The sequence below is a fragment of the Halomonas cibimaris genome, assembly GCF_055379665.1.
Map to the genome: position 1 here is coordinate 1,743,702 of NZ_AP043828.1, position 17,078 is coordinate 1,760,779.

At 64.3% G+C, this 17,078-nt stretch carries 6 protein-coding genes; all 6 read left to right on the forward strand.

Annotation, left to right across the window (positions count from 1 at the left end; translation table 11 throughout):
* Positions 1-13: 13 nt before the first annotated feature.
* The 6 genes from ACZ415_RS08140 to ACZ415_RS08165 all read left to right on the forward strand — a co-directional run bounded on the left by ACZ415_RS08140 (position 14) and on the right by ACZ415_RS08165 (position 16,874).
* Positions 14-2,449: a hypothetical protein gene (locus ACZ415_RS08140; protein WP_464387715.1), complete on the forward strand. Its 2,436-nt coding sequence runs from the start codon at positions 14-16 to the stop codon at positions 2,447-2,449.
* Positions 2,446-4,869, forward strand: a complete 2,424-nt coding sequence (locus tag ACZ415_RS08145; protein ID WP_344703344.1) for a hypothetical protein — start codon at positions 2,446-2,448, stop codon at positions 4,867-4,869. Before ACZ415_RS08140 ends, ACZ415_RS08145 begins: the two co-directional genes overlap by 4 nt.
* Positions 4,866-5,768, forward strand: coding sequence for a hypothetical protein (locus ACZ415_RS08150; protein ID WP_344703342.1), 903 nt, complete (start codon positions 4,866-4,868; stop codon positions 5,766-5,768). The genes ACZ415_RS08145 and ACZ415_RS08150 overlap by 4 nt, the downstream gene beginning before the upstream one ends.
* Before the next feature lie 11 nt (positions 5,769-5,779).
* Positions 5,780-11,122: a hypothetical protein gene (locus tag ACZ415_RS08155; RefSeq protein ID WP_344703340.1), complete on the forward strand. Its 5,343-nt coding sequence runs from the start codon at positions 5,780-5,782 to the stop codon at positions 11,120-11,122.
* A complete protein-coding gene (locus tag ACZ415_RS08160) occupies positions 11,122-15,294 on the forward strand; it encodes a HEAT repeat domain-containing protein (RefSeq protein WP_344703338.1) in 4,173 nt (1,390 codons plus the stop codon). Before ACZ415_RS08155 ends, ACZ415_RS08160 begins: the two co-directional genes overlap by 1 nt.
* 212 nt (positions 15,295-15,506) lie before the next feature.
* Positions 15,507-16,874, forward strand: coding sequence for a YjiH family protein (locus tag ACZ415_RS08165; RefSeq protein WP_344703336.1), 1,368 nt, complete (start codon positions 15,507-15,509; stop codon positions 16,872-16,874).
* The last annotated feature ends 204 nt before the right edge of the window (positions 16,875-17,078 follow it).

Genomic DNA, 17,078 nt, shown 5'->3' on the forward strand with positions numbered 1-17,078 from the left:
AGACCAGTTCATTTTGCTGGCGGTGCACGGCTTACTGAAACTTCCGTGGTTTGCCAATAGCAACGTATCCGGGGCGCGCAAGCTTTTCTTTTTCTTCAGCGTAGGGTTTGTTTACAAGCTTTTACTGGGTTACGGTCTGCAGCTTTTTGCGCCCTGGGCAAAAGGCAGTGACTTTTTTGCTTTTGGCTATCTTATTTCGACGCTGCTTGCGCTCAAGATCCATGACAAGGAAATCGGTATCCGGGTTACCCGGGCCACGCTGCAAACGTCGCTGACCGCTGTGGTGGCGGCCAGCTTTGTGGGCTTTGTCTTGAGTTTCATTCCGGCGCAGCGCATGGAAAGCAACGCCGGCGGCGAGGCGCTTGCGGTGGAGCCGGCCGCTGAGGCGACGCTTGGGGATCTGCTGCTGCGTCAGCGGGTGGTGGACTACGGTGTCATCGGCCGGGAGCGCCCGCCGCAGCCAAGCGGTACACAGCTTGCTGAATTCAAAACGGCGCTGCTGGCCTTGAAAAGCTATCAGCGTGAGGGGGCATCAGCGCAGCTGCAGCAGGCGCGACGCCGACTTCGCCGGCTGAACTATACGATTTCCCGAATCGAGGAGCGCTATCTGGTTGTCCGCGAAGTCGGCGTATCGCGCGGGTGGGGCACCTATATCATCGACGTGCGGCCGGAAAGCCGGCTTGTGGTGGAGATACCGGCGGCCATTGAACAGCGGGGCCTGATTGAAGCGGGACTTGCGCTGTTTCGCGATCAGCAGGCGTCGGCCCTTGCCGTAAGCAGCGTGCAAGCGCTTGAAAATAGCGCCGGTCGCATTGATGTGACGCGCAACCCGGGCAGCTTTTTTCATCAGCTCCATCAGACCTTCGGGGCCCGCCATGCGCTGCAGGTGCAGTTGATCACGCGGACGACAGCGCGCGAACTGCCGGGCAGCCGAGCGCCCGAGACATCCGGCCCGCCGGGGATGCCAAGCCAGCTGTTAGTCAAGCAGCAGCTGCCGGAAGACTTGCGGCTGCAAAACCTGGAGCGGCTGCTGGGAGAGGTGGCGCTGCGCTGGGAGTCGCCGGGCATCCCCAACGTGCAGCGTGCCCGCAGCCGAGAGGGCTTTGCTGAACTCTATCTCAACCCTGATGCGCTGCGCCCGCTGCTGGCCCGCAGCCATGGCCAGCGTGGGACTCCGCTGCGTCTCGACAGCCGCGACGGGGCTTTAAGCGACTACCTGTTGGAAAAAACCGCGCTGATTCGCACAGCGGCAGGCCTTGATTTTCGTCAGCCGCGCCTCGACGAGCTGCTGTTTTTTGATATCGAGGTGCTGGGTCCGCTTCTTGAGCTGGCAGCGAGTGGCTCCATCAGCGAGTGGTCGGAAGACGCGCTCAGCGAGCTGCGCTATCTCAACGATCTGGCCCGAGGGCTTGGCTATCACATCGTTCGGTTTCACGATCGCGCCCGCGATCAGCACTATCTGATTTTGGAAAACACGCCGGGAGTGCGGCCATTTCAGCCCTGGGGAACCGTGGTAATGGCCCCGGGCGGCGCGTCATCCCACTTTGTTCAGGTGCCGCGACCGCGCTACGAGCGCCAAACCCTTGAGGCCGGCACTCAGCTGTTCCAGCTTCTTGGCGCCAGGGCGCTGTTGATCGCCGGCAGCCACCCCTTTGTTGACCCGGAGGGCGGCTCGGACGTGCTGAGCCCGCGCAATCAGCGCAGCCTGTTCAATCTTGTGCATCAGGTGTTTGTGCGTGAAGCCCAGGGAACCCCTTTGCTGGTGACCCAGGTACGCGGCATGGGATATCAAGCCGGCATTTCCACGCCGAGCCTGCTGGCCTTCAGGGACGGCCTGCGCCCGGGCGCGCCACCCCTGCCCCTGCGCGAGCGGCTGCGTGACACCCTCAAGGCCATGGGGCTTGACGCCCAAACCGTCCTCGGCGGCGAAGCAACCGCCGGCTACGAGGTGGGCAGCAACGCCCAGACCCGCTATCTGGATGTCGCACACGGCGCGGATTTCGCGACCGTCTGGATCACGCCTGCGGCGCGAGAGGCTTTCCAGCTGCCTTTTGCTAATCGACAGCAGCAGCTGAAATTCCAGGCTTTGCACATCGACACCCTGCACGCGGCGCTAGGCGAGCAGCTAAAGCGCTACAGGGTTTCCTCGGCCTCCTTGCCGGAAAGCGTCGAGACGCTGCTTGAGCATTACGTGGAAACCGGCAATATCGTGGCGTTAAGCGCGCTACAGCGCCGGGGCCATCACCTCGTGCGTGTGCTGGATTCTGCGTCTCGCCAGGCGTTTTTGCTGGTGGCACAGGCCGGCCAGCCCAGCTCGATCATGGCCGTTGCCAACCTCAACCCCATCGGCAAACACGTCGTCGAGTCCACACCCGAGCGTTTGCAAGCGCAGCTTGAGCGCTTTGTCCGCCGCCGGGCCTTTCTACTGCGCGTAAGAGGCGATACATGAGAATACTGGGTCGTCTCCTGGCTGTGTTGCTGTTTGCCGTTGCGGCAGCGTTTGTTTATCAACCCCTGCGTTTGCTGTTTCAGCCGCCGCCGCCCACGCCGGCTGTCGCCCAGCAGCTTGATCTGAAGGCCCGTCCTTCTACGGTCTATTTTCTTCCCCAGGAGGACTGGCTGACCTTTCCCGTTATTGGCCAGGCGGCGCGGCTGCGTATCTTGACGCATGCCGGGGTTGATCCCGAAGCCGAGCGGGACGTGCTGCTGCGCTATGCCCTGGAGTACCAGCTTCTGGACAGCGACATGACGCCGCTGCACAAGGGGCACTACACCCAGCAAACCCGGGTGCCGACGCCGCGGGTCAAGGAAGGCGTGCCGATTGTGCGCAACCTCTATACGGATAGAGCGCTTGCCGTGGCGGCGGGCCAATCGTTTCACGTCCGGCTGGATGGGTTGGCGCGCACGGCCTATGTTCGACTGCGGCTGGCGCCGCTATCGCCGCCGCTGAAAAACGTCGCCGTGCGCGTCTATTACGAGGAGCGGATGAGTGAGCGCCAGGCGTCTGTGGCCTGGGAGCGACTGAGCCGCGCCCAGCAGCAGCGCCTGTCCCGAGGCGCCCTTTATCCGCCGGAGCTGCTGACGCGCCAAGAGCAGCTGAATTTGCTGGAGCGGCAGTGGCAGCCCGTCGGCCCGCTGGGGGTCCATCCTGCCCAGGACACCTTGTTCAACATTGAAGATGCCGGGGTTGAGCGTGATCCGCGGCGGATGCCGCCGCCGCCGGGCCTCTATGCGGGGCCGGATCGGCTGGGCATAGTGCCCATCAAAAAAGCAGGGCGCTATCGCATTCACTTCAAGCCTTTGGAGGACAAGGCGCAGAAAAGCGAGCTGGCGCTTCGCTATGTCACCGAGCAGTTCGAACCGCCTCGGGAAGAAAGGCACCGCTTTGACGGCGAGTCGGCTACCGTAACGCGTGATCTCTTGCCCGGGCTTGTGGTCGTGACGCCGAATCAGCCCGGCATGCTGGATATCCGGCCGGTCAATGCGCCAGAGCAAAGCGCTCTGCCCGAACCGCGTTTTCTGCGTGCGTGGCGAGTAGAGGCCGGCCAGAGCGTCACTTTTCCCCTGTGGCAAAGCGACGATGTGGGCACTTCTCTGCGCTTTGACCTGCGCGCTTACGCCGACGGCGTGCCCTTGCCGAAAGAAAAGCTGCTTCAGGCCGAATATCGACTGCTTGATGCCCAAGGCAGCGCGGTGCAGCAGGGCCGGCTTGAATCTATTGTGAAACCTTCAAGCATTGACCGCATGGCTGATACCCAGCCGGTGGCCGATCTTTCCGACCCGGCGCATTTCTACCTTCGTTTGCCGCCCGAGGCGGCCTCGCTGGAGGTGGCCGCCCGGCAATCGCTGCTGGTTACTGCGTACACCCGCCCGGATGACCTGCCGCATCGCACGCGGGTGCCGGCTGACTACTACGCCTGGCAAGGCGATGACAAAGGCCAGCCGAGCTGGTTTCTTCTGCAGCCGCCCAAAAGCCGTGCGGCAACCTCGCCGCCTCGCCCGGTGCTGCACGTTCAGTCACGCCCGCCGAAGAGAAATCCCGATCTTTTGGCCGGGCGCTACCAGTGGGAAGCCCTTGAGCCTCAGCGGGCGGCACGCGGCGGGCGCATTCTGATGCCCGTGCGCGGCGAGTCGCGTCTGCGCCCGCAAGGGCTGTCCGGCTACTTTCAGCCCCTGACGCCTGGCACCCAGACAATAGACCTGGAAGCGCCCGGCGCGGCTCGTAGCCTTGAGCCACAGCTTATCTATCTGCGCGAGCTGTCCGATCCGTTTCGCCTGGCTTTGGATATCGACGGCCGCACGGTGCGCCATGAGCGCATCGGCAGGCGCGGCGAAATTGACCTGCCGCGGCTTGAACCGGGCCGGCATACCGTCACGCTGCACACCCGCAGCGCAGGCACCTGGCTGATGAACTATCGCTACCCTGACCGGTCGGGTTTTCTGCGCCGCACGGCCTTTCGGCTTGACGATACGCCGCTGCGCTATCGGGTGGAAAAGCGAACGGCCAGCCAGCTTTTCGGTGCGCGCTTTTACTCACTTGGCCGCGCCGGCGATGCAAGCACGGTGCGGGTGCGCGTTATGCCGGAGGCGCGCACAGCCCAGGTGACCCAGGAATGGACGCATCTTGAGCGGCTCTACCGGGTAACGCCTACGGCCGAACAGGCCGGGGTCGGCTACGTGCTCGACCAGCAGCGCGAGCGCCTTGCCTATCCGCAGCCGCTTTTGATGGATCTGGGCGGTGATGTGCCCGAAGGGCCGGTGACGGTTGAGTTTTCGCTGCAGCAGGGGGCGCCGGGCTATCTGATTTTCCACGAAGTGCTGCCGGGGGAGCATGAGCGGGCGCAGGGTTTTCGCGAGGAGAGACAATGAAACAGGGAACGTACACGATACAAGGCGCATTGCTGGGCGCTGCGCTGCTGGTAATGCCCGTTGGCGTGGCGCCGGCCTTTTCTGATGACACGCTCGACGCACGGCTCGACCGGGCGCGCAGTGCCTCGTATGCCTTGCCCGCCGGGGATGCGATCCTGCGGGCGCAAAACGCCTTTACGCGCTGGCTGAAAGCGCCGGACCGGCTTGAGGCGGCGCGCCGCTTGACGCGCACGGGGTTCGACGTTTTTGGCCTTGAGGCCGTGGCGGTCTCAAGGCCGCAAAGCGTTGTACTCATCGAAAAACCGCAAGCCCGCGATGGGCGCGGCCTTTTTGCCACCCGCATTGAAGGGGGCATGCCGCTGCTGATTCAGGCGCCTCATCAGTACTTCGATCGGCGAACGGGCACCCTGGCGCGCCGGCTCTTTATGGAGAGCACGGCCGTCGCTGCGGCGTGGAATACCGTTCACCGCTACCATGGCGACGACACCGACCTTGTGCACATAGCCGATAGCTATCTGCATGCGCTGAGCCGTGCCTTTGCCGATGTGTACCCTGATGGGCGCATACTGCAGCTTCACGGCTTCAGCCGCGACAAGCGCGATACGCCTGCCGGCCGTAGCGCACAGGCCATTCTGAGCGACGGGAGTCGTTCCCCGCCCGAGGCGCTGGCGCGCCTGGCCGGCTGTTTGGCCGACCGGCTGGATATCCAGGCGCGGCTCTATCCTCGGGACGTGCGCGAGCTTGGCGCCACCACCAACACCCTGGCCGCTGATGTACGCCGCCGGGGGTTTAACGGGTTTGTGCATCTGGAGCTTGATGCCTCGCTGCGCAAGCGCCTGATCCGCGATGCCGCGGCCAGAGCGGCGCTTTTGCAGTGCGTTGCGAAGTTCGACTCATGAAGCGGCTGATCATGTTTTTCGCGTTTGTACTGCCTGTAAGCGTGGCGGGCCAAAGCGTGCCCGAGCTGTATCCTTACGGGGCCGATCCGCTTGTTGCGCGTGAACGCGCAGGCCAGGCGCCGCGGCTGATCTGGGAGCATGCAGCGCGGCTGGATCAGGTGAAAAACGCCCGGGTGAAGCTCAGCGCCGGCGAGACGGCGACGTTTGCACTCGACGCGCAGGGGCATTTGCGCCTGCAGACACAAAACGATCAGCCGCCGCCCTTGCTGTGGCTCTCCCGCGATGGCCAGCTTTGGCGGCAAGCGGCCTGGACGCCCAGCGGCGAGCGCGACGAATGGCTTCACGTGCAGGATACCCCCTCGCCGCTGCTTGCCCGCCTGGAGGCCGAAACGGCCTTGAACGGCCGGCTTTTTGTCGCCGCGCTGGATGCGGCCGACCCACCTCGCACTTTTCACGACATTGCGCCGTCTTCCTCTGCTGCGTCGCAGACGCTTGTCGATGACGATGGCCAACGCCGTACTGTTCAGCGCCTGGTGCCAGGCGAGGTGCTTGAGTGGCCCGTGGAAGGGCTGGCGGTGCTGGCCGTGGCCAGCCGGCCCCTGCAGCCGACAGATCAAGCGCAGTATGTTTTGCAACAGTATGTTCTGGAATGGGCAGTGGACGGGGCGCCATGGCAGCCTCTGCGCGTGGATCGAGCCGGGGTAAGCGCTCGTTACCAGATCGCCGACAGCGTCCGGCTACACGGCGGCATGGACCGATACTACCTGGCGCTCTCTGAAGGCGCGCATCGCCTCAAGCTCAAGGCGTCGCAGCCGCTGCTGGTCCGCCTTGAGCAGGCTACGGGGCGCTATGCGCTTGATGCCAACGTGCCCGGGCCGACGGCCGCTGCGCTGGCCCGCGGGCTTGTGCAGTCTCCTCTGACGGCTCACGGCGAGCCGCTTGCGGCAGTGGACGCCCTGCGACGATCGAACCATATTGAGGGCGCGGCCGGCACTGCCCTGGGGTTTCTTCAGCGCCCGCGCCTTGAGCAGGGGGCAAACGCTTTTCCCGGCGCCAGGCCCGAAGGGCCGGGGCAGGCCCTGTCCCGAAATATCGAGCGCCGCCAGCGTTTTTTTCGCAACCTCTATCCCGATGCGCACGCGCAGAAGGCATCGCGCACCATGCACACCGCATGGTTTGCCACCACCAGCCCGCTGGATATCGCAAGCGAGGCGCGCTACTACCTCAGAGAAGGCGTGCTTGAGCGGCTAGGGCACGGCCTTTTCACCACGCTGGATACCGCGCCGCGTGTCTATCCTGTGCCTGCGCGCGCCGGCCCTTCGCGTCTGCGCCTTGCCGTGGCGCGCCTGATGCCCCCCTGGATGCCGCAAACAGCAACGCTATGGGTCCAGTTCGACGATGAGCCGGCCCAGCGGCTCAGCCTGACAGCGCCGGCGTGGCCGGTTGCTCGGCCCGGGCCGGAAGACGCTGCGCTGTCACAGTGCAAGGGCGCGCTGAATATGCCTCCGACGCTGGGAGGCCGCTTTACCGCTGAGCGCACCCCCGGCCACTACTGGCCGACCGCCAGCGTGACGCTGCCCTTGCCGGCGCGTATTGACAAGGTGCGTGTCTGGAGTGATACCGCGCTGCCCGTTGCGCTTCAGTATCGCGCCGGCCAGCCTTTTGCAGTCGGTGAGCATGCCTATCGCACGCTCGTGGAAAAGCGGCCTTCCCGCTCGCTTGTCGAGCGCTTGCATCAGGCACTGCTGGCTGTACCCAAACCGGATAGCGCCCCGCTGCCTTTTGCGCCGACACCGGCGCGCGCGTTGGAAAACCAGTGGTATCCCATGCTGCGCTATCTGCATGCCGCACAGGCGGCTTATCTGGACGGTGCCCGCGCCGAGGCCCTGCCGGCGGCTGCCCGTCTGGATGCGCGCTTGTCGCAGGCGCAACGACAGGCCGCGCGTGAAAACTGGACCGGTGTCATCGAAGCGCTCGGTCGAGCCGGCTACGGCCAGCACCCCCAGGCCTATCGGCTATCGCAACGCGCGCTTGAAAAACTCGGCGAGCACTACCTGGCCGGGCAGCAGCGCACGGCCACGGCGGTCTTTGCGCCAAGTGCCCCGGCAAAGCGCCAGGCAACCGAGGACTTGCTGGCAGAATACGCCGGCTCCCAGGCGTGGGCCCGTCAGGTGGCGCTGCTGGCGGCGCGTTTTCTGCGCGAAGGCGACAGCGCGCTGCTGGCCCCTTTGGGGCAGGCGCTGCATCGCGCGGGAAATTCCCTGTGGGCCAGCCAGCTGGGTGTGCTGATCGCCCGGGAAGGGAAGGCCCCGGCCTGGCTGCCGGAAGCCGCCGAGGCGGCCGGCTGGATACATACCGCCGACCGCGCCGAGCGAACCGTCTCTCGTCAGGCGCTGCGCCGGGGTAACCGTGCCGCGCGGCGCGGCGATGCCGCCAAGGCCATGGCGCACTGGCGCAGGGCCGGCGCTGCAGGCCGAAAACGCATGGCACGCATGCGCAAGGCCCGGGCGATTGCCCGGGCGCTGGGCAGCGCGCAGCCAACCTGCCGTCTTGCCGGCGTTGCGCGCTGGCTGGAGTGGTCGCTGTCTGCCGAGCAGAGCTTTGCCTGGGCGTCGCTGAATCAGCGCCTTGAGCGCAGCCAAGGCTTCTCGACGCTTTTCAGCGAGGTGACGCGCAAGCCCCTGGCCCTGCCGCACGCCAGTGCCGAGGCGCCCTTGGAGCTGGAGGTTGTCGGGCCGACAGTGCTGCGCGCTCAGCTGCGCCGGGTGGCGCCGAAAAGCCGCGAGGCCGGAGAGATCGACTGGCTTTCCGTGGAGCTTGTTGATGCCGCGGGAAAAACGACAGCGCGTAAAAAGCCGCTGCTGGCGCAGGCGAAAAATGCCTATCTTGCGCCGATCAACCGCAACACCGAAATCGCGATCGGCGAGGACACGCTGATCAACGTGCCCCCCGGCCTGCACCGCGTTCGCCTGCGACCGCAAGCGCATGCGTATCTGACTCGGCTTTGGCAGTGGCGGCCCACCCACCCCTGGGCTGTGCTGCCGCCGGTGACGCCTCTGGCCCTTAAGCACCTGCTGCGCGCCCCTGCGGAACAGGCCCGCTTTGTGGCCGCCACAGAGCCCGGCTATTTTCAGGTTCAAGGCGGCGACATCGCGCCGTTGCCGATTATGCCCCCGGCTCAACGCTATACGCGCGGGCTTGCCGATTCTGAGGCGGCTGATCTCAAGGGCATGCTTGCATCGCTTGTTTTTCCGGACCCGGCCAAGGCCGCCGGGCCGGCGGCGGGGCCGACACGTTGGCCGCCGGGCAGCTACGCCGTACCGGTGGATGAGGCGGTGACTGCTGACGTTCCCGAATCTCCCGCACAGGCGTATGCCCAGGCCGTGACATGGCTCTGGCGCCTTGAGCACAGCCCTGACCTGCTGGACCTGGCGATTGCGCGCCTGGCCCAGCTGGCCGAGGCCCACGCCGAAGTCGCGGCCATTCGTCAGCTGGTCAACAGGCGACTCCAGGGGTATCGCTGGGAGCGCATGACAAGCAGTTTCGAAAGTGCCGGGGTGCGCCGGATGCCGCTGCAGGCGCAGATGTATTCGCCGTTCAGGCGCGTGCGTCAAGCCTTGTTGCCCGGGTTTTCCCCTTCTGCGATGCTGTTGAGCGGCAAGGACATCGAAGGCGCGGCGTTTTTTACGCCAGAACCTACCACCGTTGAAGTGCGCCTGGCTCAGCGCGTTTTGCCTCATGCGGCCACGGCGCCCGCCGCGGTGCTCATGCAGCTGGACGACCGCACACCGCGGCGGGTGCGTTTAGCGTCAGGCGAGCGCGTCCAGCGCATTCACGTGGACGCCGGACAGCACGCCTTGCGGCTATGGCTTGATACCCCGCGCCAGCAGCAGTTCGTCACGGCAAAACTCACTCAAGGTGAGCGCCGGGCACCGCTGCTGGACGAACAAACGCGCCGCTACCACATCGCAGCGCCGGGCCGGCCGGCAAGCTTCTACGTTCAAGGGCCGGCCTGGGTGCGGGTGGACGAGTGGTCATCGCACGGCCGTGCGACGTCCTATCGTTTTGTGGCACCCGGCTGGCAGTCTTTGTCTTTCCGCGCAGAAAAGCACAGCGATCGCTACTATCGCCTGTCTGTCTTGCGACAAGCGCCGGCGCCGGGGCCGCTTGAACCCAGCGTACTGCAAGCCCGTCTTGCAGCCCCGGCGAAGGGACCGGCGCCGCCGCCGCGGCCGGCCCCGCCGGTAACGTGGCAGCTACAGGATCACGCTTCGCCCGGTGCCGGCCTCAACAGCTTTGGAGGCTATGTGAGCATGGCCGAGCGCATTGGCACCCCCGAAGGCGACGTAACGCCGGCGCAGGCGAGCCGTGCCGTTGAAACAGGGATTCGCTATCGATTTCGCCAGCCCGAACGGCGGCTGTTCAGCCGCAGCGATCTGCTCCTGCGCCGGCGCGAGGGGGGCGGGGAAACGCTGGGCGCAAAGCAGTGGGTGGACTTTTATCCCGAAGATAGCCGCTGGCAGCTGGGTTTTTTCGGCGAAGCCTACCTTCAGCCCGGCCGGAATGATCCAGGCACCGGCGATTATCCCTGGTCGGCACGGCTTCAGGGCAGCGCCGAGCGCCTCTTTCGCCTCTCGCCCACGCTTCGCCATAAAGCCGGTATCGCCCTGCATCAGCGCTGGCTAAGCCTGGATGCGGTGCCGGAAGACGCGTTGGCGGACATCGATATTGATGTGTTTTCTCCGTATAAACGCGATCACATGCGCCGCTTGAAGCTGTCCGACCGCCTCACCTGGTCGCCCCGTGAAGATCAGCGGGCCTATCTGGAGGGGACGCTTGTCAGCAATGCGTCGCTGAATCCTTTTGATCCGGATTACGCAGAGATCAGTGCCGGTGCGCGGCAGCTGTTTGGCGGCGTATCCGGCGAGGCCGGGGTGCGCTGGCGGCACTATTTCAACGACGCGGATCGCGATGCCAGCGCTGACCGGCAGCGGCTTTTTGTGGGCACCCGCTTGCTGAGCTTTAACCGGGGAGCCAATGCGCTGACGCTGCGCGCGGAGGGCGTTTACGACGTGGAGCGCGGCGCATTCGGGTTTCAGCTGGGAATCGAATTTGAAGCCAACGAGGGACGCTTAAGCCCGGCCAGACGCCCGGATGAGCTTGCGTTTTTGCCCTTGCGCCGCGCGTTGCAGCGTGAGCGTGTGGACGTTAATCGCCTGATACCGCAGTACCGATCCGAGCGCGCCCCGTCTGAGCGTGCCACGGGTACACGCGACGCAGTGCCTGCGTTTCAAAAGGCGCCAAAAACGGGCGCTGCGGTTCAACAAGACGAGGTGCCGCCGGGCAAAATGTGATGAAGCCAAACGCCAAGTGGGAACTCAAAGACGTGCTGACCGAGGAGCTGCAGGCGCCCTGGCAGCGGATGAATCGGCGCCAGATTCAGGCCATTTTGTCCTTTGTGGCTCGAAGCGAGCGCCGCATGCCCAAAGAGGAGCCCGACGTTCGCCATCGGGTGCTGCTGGATGCGCTGCTGGACTGGATCGAGGTGCAGCGCCGTGACCTCGCCCGCCTTCATGCGAACCATCGCGAGTTTACAACGCGCCTGGCAAGCGCCGGGTCGAAGGACGAAATACGCGGGCATGTGCTTGACTATGCGCGCACGCTGGGCGCAAGCCGGCGCCAGCTGCGCGGAGATCAGCGCGCTTTCAGGCGATGGTTTGACATGGATGCGGTCAGCGAGCGCTATCACAAAAAGTTTGCCGACTGTGAACGGCATCTGAGCTTTAGCCTGGAGCGTCTGGGTGTTTTGAGCGCACGCTATATCCGCACGCAGAGCACAGCGCCGAAAGAAAGCATCCGGCGCTGGCGAAAGCTCAACCTTGAAGCGTGTATCGGTGAGCTGCTGGCCTATGAGGGGGATCTGCGCGTGCGCCTCGCCGCTTTTCACGGTCTGGCCCGGGCGGCGCGTTCGCTGCCGCCGGGCGAAGGCGGGCGTTATCTAAGCGATAGCACGCTGACCTACAGCTATCGTCTGGCCATGGACCCGCAGCAGCCGGTGTGGCTGCAGACCGAGGCGCTCTCGCTGCTGAGTGTGCTGGGCTATCCCGCCGTGCTGGACATCATCGAACGCCGCCTGGCCGGCGCTGCCGGAAGCGACGATTTTTTTGTGCGCCAGCATACGCTGCAGGTGCTGGGGGAGCATCGCGAGGATCCGAGATTCGAGTCGCTGCTGAAGACCGCTTTTCAGGACCCAAGCCCGACGGTGCGCCAGGCGCTGGTGGATCTGCTGATCGAGCAGCGCCCGGCCTCGCTTATGCAGCACTTGGCGGGGCTGGCCCTTGACGACAGCGCCCGGGAGGTTCGCGGCTATGCCGTTCACGGTCTGATTCGGCTGGTGGAAAACGATGCCGCCCAGGCGGGCCGCTGCCTTGCGCTGGTCCAGCGCGGGGCCCGCCAGGAACGTCAGCCGATAACGCTGCGTTTTTATTGCCACGTCATACCGGCCATCGCGGCGGTGCTGCTCAGCAAGGGCGAAGAAGCGCCGTTTGCGCACTGGTCAGACACCGGCTTTGCGCTCCTTACAGCGCTGCATACGCAGGCAGACGACCTGCGCGTGCGCCGCTGGGCAGCGCAGGCGCGGGAAAACCTGTGGTGCATGATGGACCCCGAGGCGCGCGCGCTCTACGAGCAGCTCCGCCCCCGGATTGCCGGCGCGCCGCTGCGCAAGCGCCGGCGTGTGGCCGTGCCCGGTGCGGTGAGCGATGACCGGGTGGGCCGAGTGCTTGGCGCCCTGGCTCAGAAGGATTTCGGGCTGGATGCCGACCGCTGTTCGGGCAGGGTTGAGTTTCGCCGCTGGGAGCGCTTTCGTTTTCGCTTCTGGCGGGTTTGGCATGAGCTTCTCCATGCCGTCCCGGACAAGCGCCAGGCGGGCCACCACACGATCGGGCGCGTCTATTACGGCCTCTTGCAGGCCCCTTCAGCGCGGCTGTCGGAGCTAAGCCCGACGCGGGTGCCGGGCGAGCCGCTGCACATCAGCGACGAGGGCGGGTGGCGGCCTTATCTGCCGCTGGTGGACCAGGTGATTTCAAGCCTTGATCAGTCTTGGCCGACCCGGCCGATGAACATTTATACAAGCGAGGGGGTGACCGAACTTACCCCGCCCGGCGGGCTGGTTGCGCGGCTGCGCGCGCGGCTGACGCTTACCTTTCGTTTTGCCCATTACGCACGGCTGCGCAACTGGCAGGCCGACAGCGGAAGGGCGGCGAACGGCTATATGACGGCCCTGCAGGGCCTTGGGTTCACGGTGCGCTTTCGTACCCATACCGATCCGAAGGCCCGCCCGCTGCCCGAAGATCCAGCGGTGCGCCGTTTTTTCCCCGCGCTGGCTTTTCCGCCGCTGCTGATGGGGTGGTGGCAGGAGTACACCGGCTATTTTGTATCCGTCTATCAAAACACCCTGCGTCAGTTGAGCTTCTTTCTGGGAGGGATGCTGGCGCTGTTCGTCGGACGGCACATTTACATCAACCTGAGCACCCGCCGTGCGCGCGACAAGCTGCCGCTGGTTATCGGCGGCTGGGGCACGCGGGGCAAATCGGGCACCGAGCGGCTCAAGGCTGCGCTGTTCAACGGCCTCGGTTTCCACGTCATCTCCAAAACCACCGGCTGCGAGGCGATGTTTCTGCACGGCTATAGCCATCGCGAGCTTCAGGAGATGTTTTTGTTCCGCCCCTACGATAAAGCGACAATCTGGGAGCAGGCGGATCTGGTGAAGCTGTCGCAAAAGCTCGGCGCGGACGTGTTTCTCTGGGAGTGCATGGGGCTCAACCCTTCCTACGTGCGCATACTGCAAAAGCAGTGGATGCGCGACGATATCGCCACCATTACCAACACCTACCCCGATCACGAGGATATACAAGGGCCGGCGGGGGTGAATATCCCGCTTGTCATGACCGAATTTATCCCCAAAAACGCAACGCTGATTACCAGCGAAGCGGAGATGCTGCCCATCTTGCAGCAGGTATCGCAGAAACTCGGTACCGAGTGCCATCATATAGACTGGATCGAGGCCGAATTGCTGCCCGGCGATACGCTGTCGCGCTTTTCCTACGCGGAGCATCCGGCCAACATCGCGCTGGTGCTGCGCATGGCCGATGAATTTCGTATTTCGCATCTTTTTGCGCTCAAGGCCATGGCCGATCATGTCGTACCTGATCTTGGCGTGCTCAAGGTGTATCCGCAGGCCCGCGTTCGCGAGCGGACCCTGCAGTTTACCAACGGCATGTCGGCCAACGAGCGCCTGGGGGCGCTGGACAACTGGAACCGACTGGGCTTTGATCGGCAAAACCCGGAAGCTGACCCCGGTATCTGGGTTTCGACGGTGATCAACAACCGCGCTGATCGGGTGGCGCGTTCGCGGGTATTTGCCGATATTCTGGTCAATGACATCAGCGCCGATCGCCATTTTCTTATTGGCACCAACCTTGAAGGCCTGATGGGCGATATCGAAGCGTCCTGGGCGGCAAGGCGCGAAGACATCACGCTCTGGCCACGCGCTCAGGACCGTCCCGACCCTTCCGTGGAGTGGCACCGCCTGGCCCGCCAGATGCGCGTCTGTGTCACAGAAAAGGCCGTGCTCGGACGGCTGGCGGCCATGCTGGAAGGCTTGGGTATCCCTTTTGACCGCCCGCTGCTGGCGCAAAACCTGGCCGATCCCGGCGCGTATCTTGCCACGCTTTTGCCGCCGGACAGCGCCGAGCAGAACACACCGCTTTTCCGCCATTTTGACGCCGTTATTGCCCAGCATCAGAGGTATTACCGCGAGTGGCAGGCGTTTCGCGCGTTCGATGAGCAGCTCACCGGCGACCCGACACCGTGCGCTGCGCGCAATGCGCAGGCATGCGACATGCTCTGGCACTGGTTTCGCGCGCGCATCGAAACGGTGCGCTCGCCTTTTGTGTCCGGCGAACAGCTGATCAATCTGGTGTGCGATCAGACCCCGCCGGGCTACACCAACCGCATACTTGGCATGCAAAACATCAAAGGCCCGGGGCTTGACTGGGTGTACCGCTGGCAGGCCTGGGACAAGGTGTACACCGCCGGCGAGATGACGCTGAACGGCAACCGCGCCGAGGCGACTCGCGGCCTGCAGTTTCTGGCCAGCTTCCAGGAGTATGGCCTGCTTTCCGCTGAATATATGCACGACGTGCTGGCCCGTGCACGAGCGCTGCCGGTGGCGCAAAGCGAGAGCTTTCAGGCCGAGCTCAAACTGATTGCAGCCAAGCTTGAGGCGTACAGCGGCGCCAAACAAGAAGGGCTTGCGCCCGGTGAGTCTCCTGGCGGTTTCTGGCTGACCCTTGTAAGCGGGGTGGAAAAGTTTCTCGATGTGGGGGATGCCGTGCGCCGCCGGCGCAGGGCCGATCGCATCTACCGCGATATGGTCTGTCAGCGTATCAGTACGGCCCGCGCCGCCGATGAGCTGCAATACCTGACCCGGCGACAAAAGGGCGGCTGGCTGCTCCGGCGCTGAGGGCTTTTCTAATCGCGTCGAGCCGCTGCGGCGTGCAACGGGCAGGCGTCGTTTCCCTTTCTGGCATGCGGTTTTTGACGTAAGATGCGCGTTTTTCGGCGGCGAACGCTCGCGGCCCGGGGCGCCGCTGCGACGGCGCGAAAGCAATCCGCCCGCTTGATGTGCCCGGCCAGAAGACACCGGGCCTGCCTTGAGGACGTAAAGGAGTTGTCATGAAAGAACGACCGGCCGAGCCGCCGAAGCCCGGCATGCGCAATGTGCTGATGTTTATACTGCCTTCGCTGCTGGGCATTTTTTTGTTCATGACGCCGGTCAGCTATCACGGCGATCTCACCATCATGATCGCGGTGCTGGCCAAAAGCCTGCAGGCGGTGCTGGCCGGCGCGCTGCCGAGTATTGTTACGGTATTGATCGTGGCCTCAGCGGTGCTGTCGCTGCTGGTTACGCTGTTCAGGCCAAAGCCGGTGCTTGCCCATCCGTTTTTGAATACTCTGTTCAACGTAAGCCCGGTGTGGCTGGTCAGCCGGCTGGTGGGCGCGACCTTTGTTGTGCTGGTCTACGCGCAGGTCGGCCCTGAGATTTTATACGGCGGCGATACCGGCGGGCTGGTGCTCAACGATTTATTGCCCGTGCTGTTTGCCGTGTTTGTGTTCGCCGGCCTGCTGCTGCCGCTGCTGCTGGATTTTGGCCTGCTGGAGTTTATCGGCACTTTGCTTACCGGCATCATGCGCCCGGTGTTTCGCCTGCCCGGGCGTTCTGCTGTGGACTGCATGGCCTCCTGGCTTGGCGACGGCAGCGTGGGCATTTTGCTCACCAGCAAGCAGTACGAAACCCGCCACTACACCCAGCGCGAAGCGGCGGTGATCGGCACTACGTTCTCGGCGGTATCGATTACCTTTAGCCTGGTGGTGCTGGCGCAGGTAAGGCTGGAGCATCTGTTTTTGCCGTTTTATTTTGCCGTGTGTCTGGCCGGTGTTGCCGCGGCCATTGTCGTGCCGCGCTTGCCGCCGCTCAGCTTGAAAAAGGACGTGTTCATCAACGGCGAACCTCGCCTGCCCGCCAGCGAAGCCACGCCGCAGGGCCATTCGCGGCTCAGCCACGGCTATGCGCTGGCCCTTGCCCGCGCCAACAGGATCGACAGCCTGGGGCTGGTGGTGCGCACCGGCATTCACAATGCCCTGGATATGGTGCTGGGCGTGCTGCCCGTGGTCATGGCGTTTGGCACCACCGCGCTGATCATCGCCGAAACCACGCCGCTGTTTGGCTGGCTGGGCCTGCCGTTTGTGCCGCTTTTGGAATGGCTGCGCATCCCCGAAGCCGCCGCCGCCTCGCAAACCATGGTGGTGGGTTTTGCCGACATGTTCATCCCGGCCATTCTGGCAAGCTCCATCGAAAGCGAGATGACGCGGTTCGTTATTGCCGCCCTCTCCGTCACCCAGCTGATCTACATGTCGGAAGTGGGCGCTTTGCTGCTGGGCAGCAAGGTGCCGGTCAACGTAGCCGAGCTTTTCGTGATTTTTCTGCTGCGCACCCTGGTGACCCTGCCGGTCATCGCGCTGGTGGCGCACGCGGTGTTTTAGCCGCTGAGCGCTGCCTGAGCCTTCAAACCTGCCGACAAACCCGCCCTGCGCGGGTTTGTTGCGTTGGAGCGGTGAAAGCGCGTGCGTGAATTTGGTTCATGGTTACCGTGGCGTCTCAATACGGCCGCATCATTTTACCGTTTACCCTGCTGCGGCGGCTTTTCCGTCAACGGGAGAGCGGCGGCATACTGTGAAGTATGTCGA

Coding starts and splice junctions, on each gene's coding strand:
- ACZ415_RS08145 (WP_344703344.1), top strand. CDS start 2,446: ATGAGAATACTGGGTCGTCTCCTGGCTGTGTTGCTGTTTGCCGTTGCG.
- ACZ415_RS08150 (WP_344703342.1), top strand. CDS start 4,866: ATGAAACAGGGAACGTACACGATACAAGGCGCATTGCTGGGCGCTGCG.
- ACZ415_RS08155 (WP_344703340.1), top strand. CDS start 5,780: ATGTTTTTCGCGTTTGTACTGCCTGTAAGCGTGGCGGGCCAAAGCGTG.
- ACZ415_RS08160 (WP_344703338.1), top strand. CDS start 11,122: ATGAAGCCAAACGCCAAGTGGGAACTCAAAGACGTGCTGACCGAGGAG.
- ACZ415_RS08165 (WP_344703336.1), top strand. CDS start 15,507: ATGAAAGAACGACCGGCCGAGCCGCCGAAGCCCGGCATGCGCAATGTG.